At 63.5% G+C, this 21,993-nt stretch carries 16 protein-coding genes; 6 read left to right on the forward strand and 10 right to left on the reverse strand.

What is annotated here, in order from left to right; all coding sequences use genetic code 11:
* Positions 1-13: 13 nt before the first annotated feature.
* The 5 genes from ACFIQF_RS06860 to ACFIQF_RS06880 form a co-directional block, all read right to left on the reverse strand.
* A complete protein-coding gene (locus ACFIQF_RS06860; RefSeq protein WP_393941368.1) occupies positions 14-1,456 on the reverse strand; it encodes an efflux transporter outer membrane subunit in 1,443 nt (480 codons plus the stop codon).
* A gap of 4 nt (positions 1,457-1,460) precedes the next feature.
* The gene (locus tag ACFIQF_RS06865) at positions 1,461-4,652 is read right to left on the reverse strand and encodes an efflux RND transporter permease subunit (protein ID WP_393941370.1); all 3,192 of its coding nucleotides are present in this window, start codon (positions 4,650-4,652) and stop codon (positions 1,461-1,463) included.
* Complete coding sequence (locus ACFIQF_RS06870) at positions 4,649-7,744, reverse strand: efflux RND transporter permease subunit (protein ID WP_393941372.1); 3,096 nt, start codon at positions 7,742-7,744, stop codon at positions 4,649-4,651. The genes ACFIQF_RS06865 and ACFIQF_RS06870 overlap by 4 nt, the downstream gene beginning before the upstream one ends.
* Before the next feature lie 12 nt (positions 7,745-7,756).
* On the reverse strand, positions 7,757-9,232 hold the full coding sequence (locus tag ACFIQF_RS06875; protein ID WP_393941374.1) for an MdtA/MuxA family multidrug efflux RND transporter periplasmic adaptor subunit: 1,476 nt from the start codon (positions 9,230-9,232) through the stop codon (positions 7,757-7,759).
* 173 nt (positions 9,233-9,405) lie between these two features.
* Complete coding sequence (locus ACFIQF_RS06880; protein WP_393941376.1) at positions 9,406-10,377, reverse strand: DMT family transporter; 972 nt, start codon at positions 10,375-10,377, stop codon at positions 9,406-9,408.
* A 119-nt stretch (positions 10,378-10,496) separates the two neighbouring features.
* Here ACFIQF_RS06880 and ACFIQF_RS06885 point away from each other — a divergent pair, with 119 nt between their 5' ends.
* Positions 10,497-11,468: a LysR family transcriptional regulator gene (locus tag ACFIQF_RS06885; protein ID WP_393941377.1), complete on the forward strand. Its 972-nt coding sequence runs from the start codon at positions 10,497-10,499 to the stop codon at positions 11,466-11,468.
* A gap of 360 nt (positions 11,469-11,828) precedes the next feature.
* Here the strand turns inward: ACFIQF_RS06885 and ACFIQF_RS06890 are convergent, their stop codons facing one another.
* The 4 genes from ACFIQF_RS06890 to ACFIQF_RS06905 all read right to left on the reverse strand — a co-directional run bounded on the left by ACFIQF_RS06890 (position 11,829) and on the right by ACFIQF_RS06905 (position 14,920).
* Positions 11,829-12,065, reverse strand: a complete 237-nt coding sequence (locus ACFIQF_RS06890; RefSeq protein WP_393941379.1) for a hypothetical protein — start codon at positions 12,063-12,065, stop codon at positions 11,829-11,831.
* Positions 12,066-12,272: 207 nt separating this feature from the next.
* The gene (locus ACFIQF_RS06895; RefSeq protein ID WP_393941381.1) at positions 12,273-13,106 is read right to left on the reverse strand and encodes an SDR family NAD(P)-dependent oxidoreductase; all 834 of its coding nucleotides are present in this window, start codon (positions 13,104-13,106) and stop codon (positions 12,273-12,275) included.
* A 144-nt stretch (positions 13,107-13,250) separates the two neighbouring features.
* Positions 13,251-13,916 (reverse strand): thiaminase II, encoded by a 666-nt coding sequence (tenA, locus tag ACFIQF_RS06900; protein WP_393941383.1) that lies wholly within the window; start codon positions 13,914-13,916, stop codon positions 13,251-13,253.
* 68 nt (positions 13,917-13,984) lie between these two features.
* Positions 13,985-14,920, reverse strand: a complete 936-nt coding sequence (locus ACFIQF_RS06905; protein WP_393941385.1) for a LysR family transcriptional regulator — start codon at positions 14,918-14,920, stop codon at positions 13,985-13,987.
* Between the two features lie 259 nt (positions 14,921-15,179).
* On the opposite strand from ACFIQF_RS06905, the gene ACFIQF_RS06910 reads away from it, so the two are divergent.
* The 3 genes from ACFIQF_RS06910 (at position 15,180) to ACFIQF_RS06920 (ending at position 19,208) form a co-directional block, all read left to right on the forward strand.
* A complete protein-coding gene (locus ACFIQF_RS06910) occupies positions 15,180-16,370 on the forward strand; it encodes an acyl-CoA dehydrogenase (RefSeq protein WP_393941388.1) in 1,191 nt (396 codons plus the stop codon).
* 229 nt (positions 16,371-16,599) lie between these two features.
* The gene (locus ACFIQF_RS06915) at positions 16,600-17,838 is read left to right on the forward strand and encodes a CaiB/BaiF CoA transferase family protein (protein ID WP_393941390.1); all 1,239 of its coding nucleotides are present in this window, start codon (positions 16,600-16,602) and stop codon (positions 17,836-17,838) included.
* Between the two features lie 569 nt (positions 17,839-18,407).
* Positions 18,408-19,208, forward strand: coding sequence for a TSUP family transporter (locus ACFIQF_RS06920; RefSeq protein WP_393941392.1), 801 nt, complete (start codon positions 18,408-18,410; stop codon positions 19,206-19,208).
* Between the two features lie 58 nt (positions 19,209-19,266).
* Here the strand turns inward: ACFIQF_RS06920 and ACFIQF_RS06925 are convergent, their stop codons facing one another.
* Complete coding sequence (locus tag ACFIQF_RS06925) at positions 19,267-20,010, reverse strand: methylated-DNA--[protein]-cysteine S-methyltransferase (RefSeq protein ID WP_393941395.1); 744 nt, start codon at positions 20,008-20,010, stop codon at positions 19,267-19,269.
* A 178-nt stretch (positions 20,011-20,188) separates the two neighbouring features.
* Here ACFIQF_RS06925 and ACFIQF_RS06930 point away from each other — a divergent pair, with 178 nt between their 5' ends.
* Together ACFIQF_RS06930 and ACFIQF_RS06935 are read left to right on the forward strand one after the other, a co-directional pair.
* Positions 20,189-20,668 (forward strand): nucleoside deaminase, encoded by a 480-nt coding sequence (locus ACFIQF_RS06930; RefSeq protein ID WP_393941397.1) that lies wholly within the window; start codon positions 20,189-20,191, stop codon positions 20,666-20,668.
* Between the two features lie 84 nt (positions 20,669-20,752).
* Positions 20,753-21,964 (forward strand): cyanate transporter, encoded by a 1,212-nt coding sequence (locus tag ACFIQF_RS06935; RefSeq protein ID WP_393941722.1) that lies wholly within the window; start codon positions 20,753-20,755, stop codon positions 21,962-21,964.
* Positions 21,965-21,993: the final 29 nt, after the last annotated feature.

A 21,993-nucleotide genomic window follows, 5' to 3' on the forward strand; every position in this document is an offset into this window, starting at 1 on the left:
CCGCTGAACACTGTTACGGCTGGGTTTGCTGCGCCAACCAAGGCGCATGCCAGCCACCGCCCAGCTCTTGCACCAGTTGTGCGGCGGCCAGTTGCTGGTTCAACTCCAGCTGGATCAGCGAGCGGCGGGCATTCAAGGCGGTAGCTTGCGCGGTGACCACCTCGGTGTACTGTACCTGGCCGGCCTGGTAGCGGTTGAGCATTTGCTGCTCCACCTGCTGCGCAGACTCCAGGCTTTGCTGCAGCAACGGGCGTTGTGCAGCCAGCGCCATGCTGTTGCTCAGCCCGTCTTCCACGGCCTGAAAAGCCGAGAGCACGGTCTGGCGGTAAGTGGCGGTTTTGGCGGCGTGCGCTGCCTTGGCCGCATCCACCTGCGCGGCGGTCGCGCCGCCGTTGAAGATGCTTTGGCCCAGCGATGCGCCCAGCGACCACAGCAGGCCCGAGGCACTGAACAGGTTGCCCAGGTTGGAGCCCGAGCGGTTGAGCGAGCCCGAGAGATTCAAGCTCGGGTAATACGCGGCCTGCGCCACGCCAATCTGCGCATTGGCAGCGGCCACGGCGCGCTCGGCGGCCGCAATATCGGGCCGGCGCTCCAGCAAGGTGGAAGGCACCACCAGCGGCACTTGCGGCAGCGTTACTTGCCAGGGCACGGCGGGCAGGCTGAACTGCGCGGGCGCCTGGCCAGTGAGCACGGCAATGGCGTGTTCGTAGCTCTGGCGCGCCTGGCGGGTGGATTCCAGGCTGGCCTGGGTATTGGTCAGCGTGGTCTGCGCTTGCAGCACGGCGGTCTTGGCTTCTACGCCCACGTTGTAGCGGTTTTGCACAATCTGCAGGCTGCGTTGGTAGCCGTCGATGGACTGCTGCAAGATCTGCAACTCGGCATCGGCCTCACGCAGTTTGAAGTAGTTTTGCACCAGGCTGCCCACGGCCGACAAGCGTGCGGCGGCCAGGTCTGCCTCGCTGGCTTGCGCACTGCTTTGCGCAGCGCTGACCGATTCGCGCAAGCGGCCCCACAAATCCGCATCCCAGCTGGCGTTGATGCCTATCGATGCGCTGCCATTGCCATTGGCCTGGCCGCCGCCTTGGCGGGTTTGGCCGAGTGAGCCGCTCACGCTGGGCAGCAAGCCGGCTTGCTCGGAGCGCAAGGCGGCTTGCGCCTGCGCCACGGCGGCCACGGCAGCGGCAATATTCTGGTTGTTTACCTGCACTTGCGCAGCCAGCCGGTTGAGCTGCTCGTCGGCGAACAGCTGCCACCATTCGCCGCGGTCCAGCGCGTCGTTGGGCTGGGCGCTTTGCCACAGCGCGCCCGCTTCTTTGAAGCTGGCTGGCGCTGGCGTGCTGGGCACCTCGTACACCGGCGCTACCGAGCAGGCGCTCAGCACGCCTGCGCAGCACAGAGCCGCAGCCAGGGTGCGCAAGGGTGCGGCGGTCATCATCAATACAAATATTTGGCTCATTGTCTTATCCCATGCTCGGCGCAGCGCCGTCGTTGCCAGTGCGGCTGAGCTGGCGTTCGTCGGGCGCGCGGCGGCGCTGTTTGTCCATCAGTACATAAACGACGGGCGTGGTCACCAAGGTCAGCACCTGGCTGGCCAGCAGGCCGCCGATGATGGCGATGCCCAGCGGCTGGCGCAGCTCCGAGCCCTGGCCAAAACCGATGGCCAGCGGCAAGGCGCCCAACGCTGCGGCCAGCGTGGTCATCAAGATCGGGCGGAAGCGCAGCAGGCAGGCTTCGCGCACCGCCTCCACTGCACTCAGGCCGCGCGAGCGCTCGGCCTCCAGCGCAAAGTCGATGATCAGGATGGCGTTTTTCTTGACGATGCCGATCAGCAAAAACACCCCGATCAGCGCGATCACCGTGAACTGCATGTTGAACAGCATCAGCGCCAGCACCGCACCCACGCCGGCCGACGGCAAGGTGGAGAGCACGGTGACCGGGTGCACCAGGCTCTCATAGAGCATGCCCAGCACGATGTAGATCACCACGATGGCCGCCAGAATCAAATACAGCTGCTGGTTCTGCGTTTGCTGAAAACTCGCTGCCGAGCCCTGGAAGCTGCCGCGCACATTGATAGGCATGGCAATGCTGGCTTCGGCCTGGGCAATCACCGCCTGCGCCTGGCTCAGCGCCACGCCTTCGTCCAGGTTGAAGGAGATGGTGGTGGCCAGCTCGCCGTCCTGGTGGCTGACCGAGGTGGGCGCCGGCCGGTCCACCACTTTGGCAAAACTCGACAAGGGCACCATGGTGTCGGCCGCCGTGCTGATGACGTTACCGGTCGAGGCGCTCTTGAGCGCCGGGTTGGCCGCCGTGCCTACGCTGCCGCTCAGGTTCGAGGGCACGTAAATGTCTTGCAGTGCTGGCGGCCCGCGCGTGTACTCGGGCGCCCATTCCATGATCACCGAGTACTGGTTCAAATCGCTGTAGATCGTGGCCACCGAGCGCTGGCCGAAAGCGTTGTAGAGCGCGTTGTTGATGGATTTGGGGTTGACGCCCAGGCGCGCTGCGGCTTGCTTGTCTACCTCGACATACACCTCGACGCCGTTTTCCGACTGGTCGGTATCCACGTCTTGCAGCAGCGGCTCTTGTTTGAGGCGGTCGGCCAGGCGCGTGGCCCAGAGCTTGAGGTCGGCCGTGTTGTCGCTCTTGAGCGTGTACTGGTAGGTGGAGTTGGACGAGCGCCCGCCCATGCGCAAATCTTGCACCGGGTTCAGAAACACGCGCAGGCCGGTGATCTGCGCCAGCTGCGGGCGCAGGCGCGCCACCACTTGCAGGCTGGTGACATCGCGCTCTTTGACGGGTTTGAGGTTGATGAAGACAAAGCCGCTGCCCGCGCGGCTGCCGCCCGAAAAACCCACCACGGTATCCACCGCCGGGTCTTGCTGGATGATGGCCAGCGCCTCGCGCAGCTTACCGGCCATGGCGGTGGACGAGATGCTCTGGTCAGCGCGCAGGCCGCCGTTGAGCTGGCCGTTGTCCTGCTGCGGGAAAAAGCCTTTTTGCACATGCATGAAGAGGTAGCCGTTCATGCCTATCACCACCAGCAAGATCGCAATCACCAGCGCCTTGCTGTGCAAGGCCCAATCCAGGCAACGCTCGTAGACACGCAGCATCCAGGCAAAGCCGGCTTCCAAAGCGCGGGCCACGCGGCCTCGCGGCGCAGCCTCTAGCGCGTCTTCATTGCGCAGAAACCAGGCGCACATCATTGGCGTGGTGGTGAGCGAGATCACCAGCGAGATCATCACCGCCACCGACAAGGTCACTGCAAACTCTTTGAACAGGCGGCCAATCTGGCCGTCCATGAACAAGAGCGGTATGAACACCGCCACCAGCGACAAGCTGATCGACAGCACGGTAAAGCCCACCTCGCGGGCGCCTTGCAAAGCGGCGGCCATTTTGTCCATGCCCGCTTCGATATGGCGGCTGGTGTTCTCCAGCACCACAATTGCGTCGTCCACCACAAAGCCGGTGGCCACAGTCAGCGCCATCAGGCTCAGGTTGTTGAGGCTGAAGCCCAGCAAGTACATGATGGCAAAAGTGCCCAGCAGCGAGACCACAGTGGCCACCGCCGGAATCACCGTGGCCCGCACCTTGCGGATGAAAGCGCCCACCACCAGCACCACCAGCACGACCGAGACCATCAGCGTGGTTTCGATCTCGCGCAGCGACGAGCGAATGGAGTTGGTGCTGTCGCTGGCCACGCGGATGGTCACGTCCTTGGGCAGCTGCGCCTGCAGCTCGGGCAGCAGCTTGCGCACGTTGTCCACGGTCTCGATGATGTTGGCCCCGGGCTGGCGCGTGATCAGCACCAGAATGGCCGGCTGGCCGTTGAACAGGCCCATGGTGTGCACATTGGCCGGGCCGTCGATCACACGCGCCACATCGCCCAGTTTCACGGCCGCGCCATCGCGCCAGCCCACCACCAGGCCGGTGTACCAGCTGGCGCGGCGCTCGGGCGCGGGCGTGTAGATTTGCAGGCGGTTGCCGTCGTTCTCGATCGCGCCTTTGGGGCGGTTGGCGTTGGCGGCCTGGATGGCGGCGCGCACGTCTTCGGTGGCAATGCCGTATTTGTTGAGCGACTGCGGCAGCAGCTCCACGCGCACGGCCGGCAGCGAGCCGCCGCCGATTTCTACATCGCCCACGCCGTTGACCTGCGAGATGCGCTGGCTGACCACGTTCGACACTTCGTCGTACAGCTCGCCCGGCGTGCGCGTGGGCGAGGTCATGGCCAGGATGATGACCGGCGCGTCCGACGGGTTCATCTTGCGGTAGGTGGGATTGGTTTTGAGATCAGACGGCAGATCGGTGCGCGCTGCGTTGATGGCGGCCTGCACCTCGCGGGCCGCACCGTCGATGTTGCGCTTGAGATCGAACTGCAGGTTGATGCGGCTCGATCCGGTCGAGCTGTTCGAGGTCATCTCGTTGACGCCGGCAATCACGCCCAGGTGCCGCTCCAGCGGCGTGGCCACGCTGGAGGCCATGTTCTCCGGGCTGGCGCCCGAGAGGCTGGCGCTGACCGAGATCATCGGGTAGTCGACCTGCGGCAGCGGCGCCACCGGCAGCACAAAGAAAGCTGCAATGCCGGCCAGCGCGATGCCGATGGTCAGCAAGACCGTGGCCACCGGGCGTTTGACAAAGGGCGAGGACAGGTTCATGCCTCGGCTCCGTGGTCAGCGCTGGTGCGGTCGCCCAAGCGCGCGCCCAGGCGGTCAAAAGCCAGGTAGATGACCGGCGTGGTGAAGAGCGTGAGCAGCTGGCTGAGCATCAAGCCGCCAAAGATGGCCAGGCCCAGCGGGCGGCGCAGCTCGGCGCCATCGCCCCAGCCGAACATCAGCGGCAAGGCGGCAAACAGCGCGGCCAAGGTGGTCATCAAGATGGGGCGGAAGCGCAGCAGCGCCGCCTGGTGGATGGCCTCTTGCGGGCCCATGCCCTGGTGGCGCTCGGCGTCGATGGCGAAGTCGATCATCATGATCGCGTTTTTCTTGACGATGCCGATCAGCAAGATGATGCCGATGATGCCGATCACCCCGAGGTCGTTGCCGCTCCACATCAGCGCCAGCAAGGCACCCACGCCGGCCGAGGGCAAGGTGGAGAGAATGGTGAGCGGGTGCACATAGCTCTCGTACAGCACGCCCAGCACGATATAAACGCAGACCAGCGCGGCCAGAATCAGCAGCAGCTGGCTGGTTTGCGATTGCTGGTAGGCACCGGCAGCGCCCAGAAACTCCATGCTCAGCGAGGCCGGCAAACCAATCTCTTGCGCCGCTTTTTTGATGGCTGTCACCGCATTGCCCAGCGATACGCCCGGCGCCGTGTCAAAGCCCAAGGTAGCCGCCGGGTACTGCGCCACGCGGGTGACTTGCAGCGGCGCCATTTGCTCCTGGATGGCGGCAATCGCCGACAACGGCGTGGCACCGCTGCTGTTGGCGCTGATGGCCAGGTTGCCCAAAGTTTGCACGCTGTTGAGCTGCTCTTGCTGGGCTTCCAGAATCACGCGGTACTGGTTGGTTTCGGTAAAAATGGTCGAGACGATGCGCTGGCCGAAAGCGCTGTAGAGCGTGTCGTCAATGCTGCTGGCGCTGATGCCCAGGCGCGATGCGGTGTCGCGATCGACATTGACGAAGGCCGACAAGCCCTGGCGGCCCGCATCGCTGGTGGCGTTTTGTACTTGCGGCACTTCGTGCAGCTTGCTCACCAGCTTTTGCGTCCACTGGTTGACCTCGTCGGTGTTCACGCCGCCAATGGACAAGCGGTATTCGGTGGCGCCGCTTTGCGAATCGATGGTCAGGTCTTGCGTGGGCTGCAAGAAGATCGAGACGCCGGCCACGCTGTTGACGCGCTCGCGCAGGCGCTGCATCACCGCTTCTTGCGCATCGTGCGGGCGCTTGAGATTGATCGACAAACTGCCCGTGTTCAGCATGGTGTTGTTGGCCGCATCCACGCCCACCACGGAGCTGACCGATTCCACATCTGGGTCTTGCACGATGGCGGCCACGGCCTGCTTTTGCAGCTCGCTCATGCGGGCAAACGACACCTCTTGCGCGGCCACGATCTGGGCCTGGAGCTGGCCGGTGTCTTGCGTCGGGAACAAGCCCTTGGGAATCAGCAGATAGAGCAAGCCGGTGAGCACCAAGGTGGCCACGGCCACCAGCAAGGTCAGCGCCTGGTGGCGGAAAACCAAGTGCAGGCCGCGGTCGTAATGGTGGATCACCTTGTCGAAACCGCGCTGCACGGCAGCCGACCAGCCGGTGGCTTTGGCGCCCGTGTCTTCGCGCTTGAGCCAGCGTGCCGACATCATCGGCACCAGGGTGAGCGAGACCACGGCCGAGATCAAGATGGTGAGCGCCAGCGTGACGGCAAACTCGCGGAACAGGCGGCCCACGATATCGCCCATGAACAAGAGCGGAATCAGCACCGCGATGAGCGACACCGTCAGCGAAATGATGGTGAAGCCGATCTGCGCCGCGCCCTTGAGCGCAGCTGCCATCGGTGTTTCGCCTTCTTCGATGTAGCGGGCGATGTTCTCGATCATCACGATCGCATCGTCGACGACAAAACCGGTGGCAATGGTCAGCGCCATCAGGCTCAGGTTGTTGAGGCTGTAGCCCAGCAAATACATGGCGCCGCAGCTGCCGATGAGCGAGATGGGCACCGCCAGGCTGGCGATCACCGTGGCGCGCAGGCTGTGCAAAAAGAAGAAGATGACCAGCACCACCATCAGCACGGCCAGCGCCAGCTCCATCTGCACATGCTCGACCGAGGCGCGGATGCCGGTGGTGCGGTCGGTCAGCACTTTCACCTGAACGGAGGTCGGCAGCGAAGCGGTCAGCTCGGGCAGGCGCGCCTTGATGGCGTCGACCGTGGCGATCACGTTGGCGCCGGGCTGGCGCTGCACGTTGACGATGATGGCTGGCGTGTCGCCCACCCAGGCGGCCAGGCGGTTGTTCTCGGCGCTGGCCACCACGCGGGCCACGTCTTTCATGAGCACCGGGGCGCCGTCTTTCCAGGTGACGATCAGGTTCATGTAATCGGCGGCGGTCAGCAGCTGGTCGTTGCTGTTGATCGAGTAGGCGCGCTTGGGGCCGTCAAAACTGCCTTTGGCCGAGTTGGAATTGGCGTTGCTGATAGCAGTGCGCAAGCTGCTGAGCGTGATGCCGTTGGCCGCCAGCGCCTGCGTGTTGGCCTGGATGCGCATGGCCGGCTTTTGCCCGCCTTCCAAGCTGACCAAACCCACGCCGCTGACCTGGCTGATCTTTTGCGCCAGCCGCGTGTTGACGATGTTCTGCACCTCGGTCAGCGGCAGCTCGTTGGAGGTGATGGCCAGGCTCAGCACCGGCGTGTCGGCCGGGTTGACCTTGGCGTATACCGGCGGCGCCGGCAAATCTGCCGGCAGCAAGGAGCTGCTGGCGTTGATGGCGGCCTGCACCTCCTGCTCGGCCACATCAAGCGACAGGCCCAGCTGGAACTGCAAGGTGATGATGGACACGCCGGCCGCGCTGGTGGAAGCCATGCGGTCGAGCCCGGACATCTGGCCGAGCTGGCGCTCCAGCGGCGCGGTCACGGTGCGGCTCATCACCTCGGGGCTGGCGCCGGGGTACAAGGTTTGCACCTGGATGGTGGGGTAATCCACCTCGGGCAGCGCCGACAGCGGCAACAGCTTGAAGCCGACCAGGCCCGACAGCACGATGGCCAGCATGAGCAAGGCCGTGGCCACCGGCCTTTGGATAAACGGACGGGAAGGACTCATCGCAAACCGGCCTTACTTTGCTTGGGCAGGCGCATTGCCAGCGGCGCTGGCGGCGGGTGCTGCGGGCGCAGCTGGAGCTGTGGGCGCAGCAGCAGGAGCGGCTGGCACCACCGCGCCTTCTGCGGCCGGCGCTGCCCCCGGTGCGCCGCCGCCGGGGCGGCCCTCACCCGGGCGGCCCTCACCACGCCGGCCACCGCCTTCGCCACGGGCGCCGCGGCGGCCGCTGCTGGCGCCGGGCGCCTGCGTGGGCGTGTCGCCTTGCAGCATGACGCTGGCGCCGTCTTTCAAGCGATCGGCGCCTTCGGTCACTACCAGCTCGCCCTCTTTCAAGCCGCTGCTGATGGCCACCAGCTCTACCGTGCTCATGCCACGGATGACGGAGCGCTGGCTCACCGTGCGGTCGCTGTTGATGACGTAGACAAAATCGCCATTGCCGCCAGTGCGGATGGCGGTGACGGGGATCACCAGGCTGCTGATGTCCTTCAACGTCAGGCGCGTGTTGACAAACTGGTTGGGGAAGAGCTGGCCGTCGGCATTGTCAAAGCGCGCCTTGGCCTTGACAGTGCCGGTGGTGGTGTCGACCTGGTTGTCCAAGGTGAGGAACTGGCCGGTCGCCAGCGGCTTGCTGCCAGCGCGGTCCAAGGCCACCACGGCGAGCTGGGAGGCTTGCTTTTGCGCATCGAGCACCGAGGGAATATGGTCTTGCGGCACGGTAAAGCTCACGTCAATCGGCGCTACCTTGGTGATGACGGCAATGCCCGTGGTGCCACCTGCACTGACGTAGTTGCCCGGGTCGATGGCGCGCAAACCGATACGGCCGTCGATGGGCGAAGTGATATTGGTGTAGCCCAGGTTCAGCTGCGCGGTTTGCACGGCCGCCTGGTCTGCCAGCACCGTGCCTTCGAGCTGCTTGGCGGTGGCCGATTGCGTGTCCAGATCTTGGCGCGCAATCGAATCCTGCGCCCACAGGGTTTGGTAGCGCTTCAAGGTAACGCGCGCGGCATCGAGCTGCGCCTGGTCACGCGCGAGCTGGCCCTTGGCCTGCATCAGCGCTTGCTCGAAAGGACGTGGGTCGATCTGAGCCAGCTTCTGGCCTTTTTTCACCATTTGGCCTTCGGTAAACAACACGTCGCGCAAGATGCCCGAGACCTGGGTGGTTAACGTGACCGTAGTCGTGGGCACCACCGTGCCCATGGCCGTCAGCGTAACCGGCAGGCTTTGGCGTTTGACGGCAGCACTGCCGACAGTCACCGTCATGGCGCGCATGCCGCCAGGGCCGCCGGGGCCACCCGGCCCGCCCATGCCGCCGGGCGCTCCGCCCGCCTGCCTGCCTTGCACCAGGTACCAGGCGCCACCGCCTAACGCCGCCACCAGCAGCACCGCAATGGTCGAGCCCAGCCAGCGCCGACGCGGCTTGGGCGGCTCCGTGGTGACAGAAGAAGGCTGGGAGACGGGCGCTGCGTTGGTGGTATTGGTTTTCTGGTCCATGGCTGGCGATGAATGCGTTTTTTCGACCACAGCAGGCACCATACCCCGTTGGCATAGCCCCTGTGTATCAAGAATGATCGCATGCTAGTGCAGCCTTGTTGCGCTTGCCCTGCATTGACTGCGAAGAAAAGTAAACCCGCCTACATCAAAGCCAGCGCAAGCCCAAGCCACATTCAAACGCGCTGACGCAGCTCCTGCCAGCGGTAACCCAGCACGGCCAGCACAATCAGCGCCATGCCCAACCACTGCGCGCCCGCCGGCTCGGTGCCGAACCAGTACAGATCCACCAGCAAAGCCACGGCCGGGTAGACAAAGCTGAGCATGGCAATCGCAGCCGCGCCCAGGCGCTGGAAGGCGGCATACATCAGCCCGTACATGAGCGAGGTGTGCACCAGGCCCAGCAGCAAAACACAAGCCCAGGTTTTGCCCGGCTGCGCCAGCACCAGCCAGCCGCTTTGCGCCCACAAGGCCAGACCCGCCGGCAACTGCCACAAAGCCAGCGCTGCGCCACCCGCCAGCATTTGCCCCATGGCGACTTGCGCCGCTGGCAAACGCTGCACCCGGCGCGTGGCAAGCACAGTTACCGTGTACAGGCTCGCGGCCAGCAAAGCCAGCGCCACGCCCCAAGCTGCTTGGCTGGCTGCGTGCGGAGCAGTTGCAAGAGCAGCGGCTGCCGAGCTGCCCAGCCCGCTGGTCAGCACCACGCCGCCCAAGGCCAACAGCATCCAAGGCAGTTGCCGCCAACGCAGCGGCTCACCGCCTAAAGCGGCTGCGAGCACCAACAAGAACGGCTGCACGTGGTACACCACCGTGGCCACAGCAATGCCCACGAACGCATAGGCATGGAACAAAGCCACCCAGTTGGCCACCAGGCAAACGCCGCCCAGCAGCATCCAGGCGCTATCGCTGCGCAAGGGCCGAACCCAGGCGCGGCGCCACGACAGCCAAGCCGCCAAGCCCAGCGAGCCCAGCAGGCAGCGCAGCAACACCACGGCTTCTACCGGCAAGCCGCTTTCCACCACCACCAGCCCGATGGTGCCCGAGAGCAGCATGGCCGCCACCATGCTCCAGGTGCCGCCCTGGTGCTGAGACTCGCTAGAGCTTGTTGCCGTGTGAGAAGGGGCAGGCAAAACAGAGGTTTTCATGGCAGTCCTGGTTAGAGCATCAACAATGCTTGCCATGCTCGCAGCGCAATGAAAAATCAACAATCCCTGTTTATTTCAATTTATTATTGAATTGAAAGCAACAAACTAGCGGAGCTGCCATGTCCCTGTCGTCCTTGCCTTTGGCTGATTTGCAGGTGTTTGCCCAAGTGGTGCAGCAGCGCAGCTTTGCGGCCGCCGCACGCCAGCTGGGCTTGACGACTTCGGCCGTCAGCCGCAGCGTGGGCCGGCTGGAGGCGCAATTGGGCGTGAAGCTGCTGCTGCGCACCACGCGCTCTTTGTCGCTGACCGAGGTGGGCGCCGAAGTGCACGCCGCCTGCGGCCAGATGCTGCATGGCGCCGAGCTGGCTTTGTCTCGCGCTGCCGCGCACCGCCAGCAACCGCAAGGCGTGCTGCGCATCAGCGCTCCCGCCGTGTTTGGCGATTGTTGGCTCGCGCCGCTGCTGCCCGGCTTTTGCGCTCGCTGGCCCGAGGTGCGGGTGCAGATGCAGCTGAGCGACACCATGGCCGATCTGACCGCGCAAGGCCTGGATCTGGCCATCCGCATTGCCCTGCCGCAGGCCTTGCCGCCCGCCTTGGTGGCACGGCCTTTGGTACCGGTGCGCTACCTGCTGGTGGTGCAAGCCGCGTATTTGCAGGCGCAGCCGCCGATCCACGAGCCGGCCGATCTGCAAGCCCACGCTTGCATGAGCCTGGGGTATGGCGCTTTTCAGAACGTGGTGGAGTTGGTGCCAAGCGCAACACCCGAGGCCAGCCCCACCAAGCTGCGCTTGAACACGCCCATCACCATTGCCAGCAGCCAAGGCATGCTGCAGGCTTTGCTGCAACCGCTGCCCGCCGGCATTGCACTGATGGCCGATTTTGTGGCCCGGCCTTACCTGCAGGCCGGCCGCCTGGCCCAGGTGCTGCCCGCCTGGCAACTGGTGGGCAGCTACGCACCACGCATGGCTTACGCGGTGTACGCGCCCGGCCCGCATATCCCGCCCAAGCTGCGCGCGCTGGTCGATTACCTGCAGGAACAAGCCAGCGCCAGTTTGTCCCCATCCGGCGGGCACAATCTTGTGGAAAGCTGAGGAAAGCCTTGTAGATAAGCCAGACAAGCCTTTGATCTAGCGGGATAAAGCCAGCACTGCTCAAAATTAAGGCAAGGCCGAACTTATCCCCACTCGACGGGCTGAAAGCAGCCCCATCTGCCTGTTTTTATAGCAGACTGCCCACCAAACACGGCCTGTTCCACCCGGCTGAGGCCAGCGCAGCGCTTATCCCCACCCGCCGGGCACAATCTTGTGGATGGGCCTGTGCACAGCTGTAGATAAGCTTGGAAGCTGTTTGATTTATATAAACTTTGCCAAGCGTGATGAAAAAACAGGCAGGATACCTGCCTGCCTGTTTTCCTGCCTGTTCCGAGCGGCCCGGGGCTGGGCGGCCCGGCTTTATTCCGTGCGCCGGATCAGTGCCATGCCTTGCGCGGTAATCGCCAATTCGCCGTCACGGCGGTCCAGCATGCCCCATTCGAACAAGCGCTTGGACACATGGGCCAGCAAGGCATCGGTGATGGACATGTGTTGGCCCAGCTCCAGTTTTTTGAGCAAGGCCAGCTCATCGACTGTGGGCTCAAAAACCGGGGCGTGGTAGACGGTGTCGGGTTTGACGGGGTTCAAAGACAACATGGCAACTCCTGGGTTGCGATGCGTGCGGTGTAGGCCGGGTGGGGGTCTGCGCAGTCGCGCATCGGTGGATGGAAGACCTCAGCGTATGCCTGCGCCAAGAGCGCTGCTGTCAGACAAAGCCGCATGGCGGCTGAGCGGCGCAGGCTTTGCTGGCGCTTTACCTGCGCTTTGCCAAGCTTTGCAAGCAATGGTTGGCTCTGCTGGGGCTCAACCCGCAGCGCCTCCCACACCATCTCGTTGACCGCGCACCAGCTGCAGTACGCGGTCTACCCCTTGCTGGGGCTGCGCCATGGCCAAGCGCCACAGCTCGTAAGAAGCGTCTTCCAAGCCTATATAGGCGTGCGCCTTGCGCTCTGCAATGGCACGCAGGCTTTGGCCTGCGGCCAAGCCTACGGGACAGCCCGCCGCCGAGTTATTGCCGCCACCGGCCTGGCCGTCGGGCCCCAAGGCCTTGGCGCCGAAAGCGGTTTGCATGGCACCGGGCACCAGCACGGTTACCGAAATCCCCTCAGCGCCCGCCAGCACCAGCTCCGAGCGCAGGCAGCCAAAATAGGCTTCCAGCGCGGCTTTGGCAGCGGCATAGCTGGAGCGGCCGGGCAAGTGCAGCTGCGCGAGCAAGCCCGAGACCACCACGATCTGGCCGCTGCCGCGCTCCAGCATGTGGGGCAGCACGCTGCGCGCCAACAAGGTCTGGCTGAAATAATCCACCTCCATCAATTGGCGCTCAACCTGATGCTTGACTTGCATGACCGGCGCTTGCTGGGCCAGTGCGCCGGCCAGCACCAGGCAATCGATGCGGCCGAACACGGCCTGGGCCTCGGCGACTTTTTCGCGCAAGTTGCCGGTTTGTGCCAGATCCAGCGGCACGGCGACGGCTTGGCGCATAGCTGCGGCCTGCGATTCCAAGCGCTCGGCCCGGCGTGCCGACAGCAGCAGACGAGCACCTGCCTGATCAAACCCGTGGGCCAGCGCCGCACCAAAACCCGAGGAAGCCCCAACCACCCAGACCACCTGGTCGCTGAAGCGCTTTTTCTCTGCCATAGCTGCATCTCTCCGCATTCCACCTCTGGCAGTACACACAGCGCGCGCTACCCGGTTGCGCCCATGCTATGAACTATCAAAAATGAAACACTGATACATATCATCATCAGTTGGCAAAGCGCCGCCGCTTCAGCGCAGCAGGTATCAGCGCGTAGGCCAGCTGCCAAGCTGGTAGGCGCTGTCCCAGAACATCCATTCCAGCTCAGCCGAGTAACGGTAAGCCTCGGCCATGCGCTGGCGGGTGGTGCTGTCAGCGCTGTCGGCCAAGCGGTCGATGGTGGCGATCACGCCGCGCACAATGCTGTGAAAGTCTTCGCCCGCATAGGTGTCCACCCAAGCCTGGTACGGGTTGCCGGGCACCGAGCGCGCATGGATGTCGCGCCCCACTTCGGCATAGATCCAAAAGCAAGGCAGCAAGCCGGCCAGCGCTACCGGGTAGCTTTCGGACCAACTGTTGGCCAGCAAAAAGCTGGTGTAGTGGTGGCAGGCCGGGGTGAGCGGCGTGGCGGCAAACTCTTCGGCGCTGATGCCGAAATCGCGCATGAAGCCGCTGTGCAGCTTGCGCTCTTCCACCACTGCCTCGTTGGCGGCATTGGCGAACTGCACCACGCCGTCAGCGTTGTCGGCCTTGGCCGCAGCCACGGCCAGCGCCCGGCCATAACCCACCAGGTAGTGCGCGTCCTGAATCATGTAGTGGCGAAAGCGCTCGCGGCTGAGTGTGCCCGCTGCCAGCTCGCGGTTGAAAGGCAGGTCCAGCGTGCGCTGGTACAGGGCTTGGTTGGCTTGCCACAGGCTTTGGCAAAACGACATGGAAACTCTCCTTGGCTGCTGAATATTCAAGCCAGGCATTGTCGGCGATTCGCCAGTCGGCCCAAGCGCTAACGCTGCGCAGCCTGACCCAGCCAGTGGCTGAAGGCCGCCAGCGCCGGCTGTGAGGGCGCGCCATCTGCTGCCAGCGGCGTCATCAAATAGTAAGCACGGCTGCCTTTGAGTGGGTGGTTGCTGGCGATCACCAGCTCGCCGCGACCCAGCTCGTCTTCGATCAGCATTGGCGGAATCAGCGCCACGCCCATGCCTTGTGCGGCGGCGACAGCGAGCATAGAGAAAAGCTCATAACGCGGGCCATCAAGCGCATGCGGCGCATCCACGCCCACTTCGTCAAACCACTGCCGCCAGCCGCTCGGGCGGGTGCTTTGCTGCAAAAGCGGCAAGCCTGCCAGCACCTGCGGGGCAACTGGCTGGTAAGCGCGGCCCCGGCCGCGATCGGTGGCCGGCTCCAGCAAGCGCGGGCTGCAGACGGGCACGATCACCTCGTCCATCAACCAGGTGGCTTGCGTGCCCGGCCACTGGCGCGCCTGCTCAGGCGTGCCGGCGTAAATGGCAGCGTCGACCTGACGCTCGGCAAACACAAAGGGGCGGGTCTGCACGTCGATATGCACCACCACGCCCGGGTGCTGCTGCAAGAACTGCGGCAAACGCGGCAACAACCAACGCGTGGCGAAAGTGGGCACGGCAGCAATGCTGATGGCGCCGCCCGCGCCCTGGTGGGCCATGATGTCCAAGGTGCCGCGCTCAATGCCTTGCAACCATTGCGCCACCTGCTGGCTGTACTGGTGGCCAGCGGGCGTGAGCACCATGCCGTGGCGTGAGCGTTTGAAGAGCTGCACGCCCAACTGCTCTTCCAGCGCAATGATCTGGCGCGAGACGGCGCTTTGCGTCAGCGACAGCTCTTGCGCGGCGCGGGTATAGCTCTGGTGTCGCGCAGCCGACTCGAAACAGGCCAGCGACTGGGTCGAGGGAATCATTCGGCGCATAACTCATCCTTTGCAGCTTGCCTGTTGGCGACGGTTTTTACAGCCATTTTTGACGCTTCATCGAATGAGAGCATGGAAATCCGCATCAAAAACTGCAGCACACCCGCATGCAGACTCTCGGTTAAAAATGATTTTTCAGAATATCTGGATGATAAACAATCGTTTGCCAGCCGGCCCGCCTGCGCCTACTATTGCCCCATGTTCGGCTGGCGGCGCAGCGCCCCGGCCCACCACCTAAACCTATTCAAGGAGCACACACATGGCCAATTTCACCTGGGACGATCCTCTGCACCTGGACGAGCAGCTGACCGAAGACGAGCGCATGATCCGCGACGCGGCCCGCGCCTACTGCCGCGACAAGCTGGCACCGCGTGTGCAAGAGATGTTCCGCAAGGAATCGGTGGACACCAGCATCTTCCGCGAGATGGGCGAGCTGGGCCTGCTGGGCCCCACGATCCCCACGCAATACGGCGGCGCTGGCCTGAACTATGTGAGCTACGGCCTGGTGGCGCGCGAGATCGAGTACATCGACTCGGGCTACCGCTCGATGGCCTCGGTGCAATCGTCGCTGGTGATGGTGCCCATCAATGAATTCGGTACCGAAGCGCAAAAGCAAAAATACCTGCCCAAGCTGGCATCGGGCGAGTACATCGGCTGCTTCGGCCTGACCGAGCCCGACCACGGCTCCGATCCCGGCTCCATGGCCACCCGCGCCTACAAGGTGGACGGCGGCTACAAGCTCAAGGGCAGCAAGATGTGGATCACCAACTCGCCGATCGCCGACGTGTTTGTCGTCTGGGCCAAGGAAGTGTCCGAAGGCGGCGCCGTGGGCCAGATCCGCGGCTTCGTGCTGGAAAAGGGCATGAAGGGCCTGTCCGCTCCGGCCATCCACGGCAAGGTCGGCCTGCGGGCGTCGATCACCGGTGAGATCGTGATGGACGACGTGTTCGTGCCCGAAGAAAACGCCTTCCCCGAAGTGCGTGGCCTGAAAGGCCCCTTCACCTGCCTGAACAGCGCGCGCTTTGGCATCGCCTGGGGCGCCATCGGTGCGGCCGAGTTCTGCTGGCACACCGCCCGCCAGTACACCATGGACCGCAAGCAGTTTGGCCGCCCTCTGGCCGCCAACCAGCTGATCCAGAAAAAGCTGGCCGACATGCAAACCGAAATCACGCTGGGCCTGCAAGCCGCGCTGCGCGTAGGCCGCATGAAGGACGAGCACCAGAACGTGATCGAGGTAACGTCGCTGATCAAGCGCAACAACTGCGGCAAGTCGCTCGACATCGCCCGCATGGCCCGCGACATGATGGGCGGCAACGGCATCTCCGACGAGTTCGGCGTGGCCCGCCACCTGGTGAACCTGGAAGTGGTGAACACCTACGAAGGCACGCACGATGTGCACGCGCTGATCCTTGGCCGCGCCATCACCGGCATCGCCGCTTTCGCCAACTAAGCGCCTGCGCAGCAAGACAGCAAAAGGTCTTGCGCGGCAGCCACCCAACCCACCTCCACGCAGCGACTGCCGAGGTGGGTTTATTGTTTTGTGATCGCTTAACCACCCCCTTGCCGGATGCGAATGGCGCGGCCGCCGAGCCCGCCTTACCATCGACAAGATTTGCTGAATGTTTCATGCTGCGGCGCAGAGTTTGCCGGCGCCAGCAGCTATCAAAATTGGAGACCTCATGACCGCAACCATGGCGCCGCTCGACGGCATCAAAGTTCTCGACCTCTCGCGCGTGCTGGCCGGCCCCTGGTGTGCGCAGATGCTGGGCGATCTGGGGGCCGACGTGATCAAGGTCGAGCGCCCGATTGCCGGCGACGACACGCGCCACTGGGGCCCTCCGTACCTGCACACCGACGACGGCGAAAAAACCGACCAGGCCAGCTACTACACCTGCTGCAACCGCAACAAGCGCAGCATCACCATCGACATGGCCACGCCCGAAGGCCAGGCCCTGATCGTGGAGCTGGCCAAAGACGCCGACATTCTGGTGGAGAACTTCAAGGTAGGCGGGCTCAAGGCCTACGGCCTCGACTACGAAAGCCTGAAAAAGATCAACCCGCGCCTGATCTACTGCTCGGTCACCGGCTTTGGCCAAACCGGCCCCTACGCGCCCCGCGCCGGCTACGACCTGATGGTGCAAGCCATGAGCGGCATGATGAGCATCACCGGCCACCCCGATGGCGAACCCGGCGGCGGCCCGCTGAAAGTGGGTGTGGCGGTGACCGATGTGTTCACCGGCGTCTTCTCGTGCAGCGCCATTTTGGCCGCACTGCATGCCCGCCACACCACCGGCGAAGGCCAGCATATCGACATGGCGCTGCTCGACGTGGGCATGGCCGTGCTGGCCAACCAGGCCGTCGGCTACCTGAACGCGGATGCCATTCCGCAACGCGCCGGCAACATCCACCCCAGCGTCGGCCCCTACCAAGACTTTCCCAGCAAAGACGGCAACGTGCTGCTGGCCATTGGCAACGACGGCCAGTTTGCACGCTTCTGCGCTGCCACCGGCAACGATGCCTGGGCGCAAGACCCGCGCTTCATCAAAAACTCCGACCGCATCATCAACCGCAAAGCGCTGGCCGAGCTGCTCTACCCGCTGATGAAAACACGCACCACGGCCGAATGGATCAAGCTGCTCGAAGACAAGGCCGTTCCCTGCGGCCCGATCAACAACGTGGCCGAAGCCTTTGCCGATGAGCAAGTGGTGGCCCGTGGCCTGCACGTGAAAATACCGCGCGAAGCCGGCGACGGCGTTGGCACCATCAGCACCGTAGCCAGCCCACTGCGCCTCACCGGCACGCCTCCGGTGGTGCGCCGCCCGCCCCCAGCCATGGGCCAGCACACCGACGAGATCCTCGCCGAAATGGGCCGCAGCCCCGAGCAGATTGCCAAGCTGCACGAAGGTGGCGTGGTGTAAAGCACGTATCTTCGCCAACCCCACACCCAGCCGCAGCGCCAAAAGCTGCGGCTTTTTTGTTTTTGCAGAGTTGCGAGCGCCCCGCCGCACGGGATGGCGCCACCGGCACCAACAGGCTGGCGCCCCACGCTGCTTGCACAGCTACGAGCGCTTTTGGCGCCGGCTGAAAACAGCACTGCTTCCCCCCCAAAAATGACTAGCTACGACTATTACCGCGATTATCGAGGCAGTTGATTCGCATATACACATGACGAATCAATAGCTTCCTGACCAGCCTCCATCCATTTGACTGCCGGAGCAGCTTGCACTTGCATCCTTGAATCCACCCCCTATTTTTCTTTTCGCCTGGATCATGCTCTGCTGGAAAAGCAAGCAAGAATCTCATGGTGCGGGAATCAGTGCATTGACCTCATGAGAAAATGACCGCAATGTGTGATTTTTTCCCTGAGTCAGCCTTCAACACAGCAGATAAATTTGAACTAAAAATCAGAAGAAGCAGTTCAACAACCATGCCGAACAAGCCATGAACCACCCAAGACGGCTGGCATTATCCTATTTCAAATCAATCCATGGAAATATTGAATACTTTCGCCGATGACATAGCTATTGCACCGCTACTCATTCTGGCTGCAGTGGAATTGGCAGCAGGTTTTTTTGATGCCATAGCTGGTGGTGGTGGATTAATCACGGTTCCCGCCCTTCTGTTAGCGGGTCTTCCACCCGTTTCTGCCATCGCCACCAGCAAACTCCAAGCAATATTTGGTTCCGCCGCCTCCACCATCAGTTTTTCGCGTGCAGGACTTATTAATTGGCGAAAAATATACCCTGCAGTCATTTTTTCATGCGCAGGGTCGATAGCAGGCGCTCTCGCCATCAGCAATATATCCCCTGATGCTTTAAAGAACATCATGCCCTGGATGCTGATTGCCATGGCGCTTTATTTTGCGTTTTCAAAAAAAATGACAGACCGAAGCGCTGAACAACGCCTTTCCCCGATGGTTTACTGCTTCACCATCGCTGTGGCAATTGGTTTTTATGATGGAATTTTTGGTGTTGGCACTGGTTCATTTTTTCTTATTTCTCTCATCAGCCTGCTAGGCTATGGCGTAACCATGGCCACAGCGCATACCAAAATTCTGAATCTGGCCACCATTTTTGGTGCGCTTTGCATCTATTTGCCGCAGGGTTTCGTGTACTGGAGGGTTGGCATCGCCATGGGCATTGCCTCCTATATCGGCAGCAAAATTGGCTCCAAAGTAGCCATCAGCAATGGCGCAAGAATCATTCGCCCCATGCTGGTCATGGTTTGCTTGTTGATGGCTGTGAAAATACTGTCAGATCCATCTTTGTATTTTTATCAATTTTTTTAGCAGGCATCTTCAGCTTTTCAAGAATACAAGCCAAGGCCTCTGCCCTTGCCAATCCGCGCTAACCAAACAAAGGCAAGCTGCTGCCGTCACCCAAAACGGCGCCCTCAAACTCCAGCATGCTGAGCTTGGTGCGCGTGCCGCCGCTGGCTGAGAAGCCACCCGACGCGCCGTGGTTGGCCAGGATGCGGTGGCAAGGCACTACGGGTACAAACGGGTTGGCACCCAAGGCCTGGCCTACGGCGCGGGCCAGAGTTTTGCCGCCCAGGGCGTCGGCCAAATCACCGTAGCTGCGCGTCTGGCCGGGCGCAATGGTGCGCGCCAAAAAGTACACATGCTGGGCAAAATCGGGCACGCCATGCCAGTCGAGCACCAGGTCGTCCAACAAAGGCAAGCCATTGGCGGCCCAGCGTTGGGTGTTCAGGTGTTCGCGCAGATCGGGCAACACCATGCCTGCGGCGGTGAGCTGCGGCTGCGTATAAGCCCAGCTCGCTTCGGCCAGGTTGCCTGCGGGCGCCCCCGCCAGCAACCACTGCACGCCAGCCACGGCTTGCAAGGCTTCGGCGCTGAGGTTGCTGGCCGATAGCGCCTGGCGCCAGTCGCCCTGGTGGCGCTTGTTGGCGCTGGCCAGCACGCGGTCGCGGGTGATGTCAGGGCTGGGGTCGGGCAGCATGACGGCCACCACGCCATGCACGCCCCAGGCCAGGCCGCAAACACCCAAGCGGGTGCAGAACAAGGCGTGGCCGGTGCGACCGGGGTTCCAGCCAGCGGCAGGAGCGAGAGTAGAAGAGCGGGTGGGGCGCATGGGCGCTATCTTGCCGCGAGCGGGCGGCCACTGTCGAGCCCCAAGCCGCAGCGCCGGTGTCAGCCTTTGTGGCGGCGGCAGGCAGCGCCCATAGCAGCAGCCGGACAATGGCGGTCTTGATTTATAGCAAAAACAGCAGGCAATGCATGCCCAGCATGCGTCAACCGCTCCTAAAACCATGGCAGACAATCCGAACCAACGCGACCTGGACATCCTGCGCCAGGTGCTGCAGCAGGCCTACCACAACCGCCAGCAAGGCGGCCGCCCCTTCGCCGCCTGCGTGGCTGACGAAGGCGAGATCATCAGCCAGGGCGTAAACAGCATCCACGCCACGCAAGACCTGAGCGCCCACGCGGAGATGGAAGCCATCCGCGCCTGCTGCCGCAGCCGCCAGCAAGCCACGCTGCAAGGTTTGACGATTTATGCCAGCGGCCACCCCTGCCCCATGTGCCTGGCCGCCATCGTGGCTGGCAACGCCAAGCAGGTATTTTTTGCTTTTGCCAATGCTGACGCGGCGCCCTACGGTCTGTCCAGCGAAGGCACTTACCAGCGCCTGGGCTTGCGCCTGCAACCGCCGCCGCTGCCCATCACCCGGCTGGACGTGGGCATCAGCGCCGCGCAGTTGTATGGCGATGCGCCCTGGCCCCAAAACAGCTGACAGGTTTTCCGCGTGACTTCCGCCTCCACTTCCGGCGCTGCTCCAGCGCCAGCCGCACCATTGCCTGCAGCAGGCCTCGCCGCCATTCCGGCCGCGCTGTGGCTGCTGACCGTGGTGCTCATCACCATCAATCTGCGTCCCTTTCTGACCGCGCCTGGGCCTCTGGGCCATGCCATCCAGCAAGCGACTGGCATGGATTTGCGCATGTTCTCGTGGCTCACGCTGCTGCCCATGGCCTTGATGGGCATTGGCGGCTGGCTGGCACCGGCCGCATTGCGGCGCCTGGGCGCACGCACGGCCGTGTGTGCCTCGCTCTTGCTGATTGCACTGGGCTGTGCCTTGCGTTTGCTGCCTGCCGGCAACGCGCTGGCCGGCCTGCTGATTGCCACGGCCGGCCTGTGCGGCGCGGGCGTGGCGCTGGTGCAAAGCGTTTTGCCTGGCCTGATCAAACGCCAATCGCCCCACCAGGTAGCACCAATGATGGGTTTGTACTCCGCTGCTTTGATGGGCGGCGGCGCACTCAGCGCCCAATTGGCACCGCTGTCCATGCAGTGGGGTTTGGACTGGCAAGCGGCCTTGGCCGTGTGGGCGCTACCTGTTTTGCTGGCGCTGCCACTGGCTTGGTGGGCCTTGGGCCGCATGCGCCAGCCACGGGCCGCCACCAGCGCCACGCCAAAAGCAGCCGCAGAGAGCACCGCCTGGCTCTGGCGGCGCCCGCGCAGCTGGCTCTTGCTGCTCAGCTTCGGTTTGATGAACGGCGGCTACGCCTCCACTGTGGCCTGGCTGGCGCCGTTCTACCAGGGCCATGGCTGGTCGGCCACGCAAAGCGGTTCGCTGCTGGCCATTTTGTCGGTGGCGCAAGCGGCGTCGGCCTTGCTCATGCCTGCGCTGGCGCGCCGCAACCCGGACCGGCGCCGCTGGTTGCTGCTGGCCTTGCAGCTGCAAACCCTGGGCTTTGCCGGCCTGGCTTTGTGGCCTGATGCCTGGCCCATCAGCAACGCCATTGTGCTGGGCTTGGGCCTGGGTGGCGGCTTTGCGCTCTATATGCTGGTGGCGCTGGACCACTTGCCGCAACCCACACAAGCAGGCGCGCTGAATGCTTTGATGCAAGGCGGCGGCTTTATCTTGGCCGCGTTGGCACCGCTGGTGATGGCGCAACTGCACCAGCTCAGCGGCAGTTGGCTGGCCAGCTGGCTCTACCAGGCCGGCGTGGCTGTGTTGGTGGCTTTGCTGGTGCTGCGCTTTGTGCCCAAGCACTATGCGCGGGTGATGCAGGTACCGCTGAGCATGCGCTAAAACGCAAGTCGGGCATCACCGATATGATC

Source organism: Comamonas trifloxystrobinivorans (assembly GCF_043359985.1).
Lineage (GTDB): Bacteria > Pseudomonadota > Gammaproteobacteria > Burkholderiales > Burkholderiaceae_C > Comamonas > Comamonas trifloxystrobinivorans.

Excerpts from the sequence above, each read along its gene's own strand:
- ACFIQF_RS06860 (WP_393941368.1), bottom strand. The coding sequence starts at position 1,456 with ATGAGCCAAATATTTGTATTGATGATGACCGCCGCACCCTTGCGCACC.
- ACFIQF_RS06865 (WP_393941370.1), bottom strand. The coding sequence starts at position 4,652 with ATGAACCTGTCCTCGCCCTTTGTCAAACGCCCGGTGGCCACGGTCTTG.
- ACFIQF_RS06870 (WP_393941372.1), bottom strand. The coding sequence starts at position 7,744 with ATGAGTCCTTCCCGTCCGTTTATCCAAAGGCCGGTGGCCACGGCCTTG.
- ACFIQF_RS06875 (WP_393941374.1), bottom strand. The coding sequence starts at position 9,232 with ATGGACCAGAAAACCAATACCACCAACGCAGCGCCCGTCTCCCAGCCT.
- ACFIQF_RS06880 (WP_393941376.1), bottom strand. The coding sequence starts at position 10,377 with ATGAAAACCTCTGTTTTGCCTGCCCCTTCTCACACGGCAACAAGCTCT.
- ACFIQF_RS06885 (WP_393941377.1), top strand. The coding sequence starts at position 10,497 with ATGTCCCTGTCGTCCTTGCCTTTGGCTGATTTGCAGGTGTTTGCCCAA.
- ACFIQF_RS06890 (WP_393941379.1), bottom strand. The coding sequence starts at position 12,065 with ATGTTGTCTTTGAACCCCGTCAAACCCGACACCGTCTACCACGCCCCG.
- ACFIQF_RS06895 (WP_393941381.1), bottom strand. The coding sequence starts at position 13,106 with ATGGCAGAGAAAAAGCGCTTCAGCGACCAGGTGGTCTGGGTGGTTGGG.
- tenA (WP_393941383.1), bottom strand. The coding sequence starts at position 13,916 with ATGTCGTTTTGCCAAAGCCTGTGGCAAGCCAACCAAGCCCTGTACCAG.
- ACFIQF_RS06905 (WP_393941385.1), bottom strand. The coding sequence starts at position 14,920 with ATGCGCCGAATGATTCCCTCGACCCAGTCGCTGGCCTGTTTCGAGTCG.
- ACFIQF_RS06910 (WP_393941388.1), top strand. The coding sequence starts at position 15,180 with ATGGCCAATTTCACCTGGGACGATCCTCTGCACCTGGACGAGCAGCTG.
- ACFIQF_RS06915 (WP_393941390.1), top strand. The coding sequence starts at position 16,600 with ATGACCGCAACCATGGCGCCGCTCGACGGCATCAAAGTTCTCGACCTC.
- ACFIQF_RS06920 (WP_393941392.1), top strand. The coding sequence starts at position 18,408 with ATGGAAATATTGAATACTTTCGCCGATGACATAGCTATTGCACCGCTA.
- ACFIQF_RS06925 (WP_393941395.1), bottom strand. The coding sequence starts at position 20,010 with ATGCGCCCCACCCGCTCTTCTACTCTCGCTCCTGCCGCTGGCTGGAAC.
- ACFIQF_RS06930 (WP_393941397.1), top strand. The coding sequence starts at position 20,189 with ATGGCAGACAATCCGAACCAACGCGACCTGGACATCCTGCGCCAGGTG.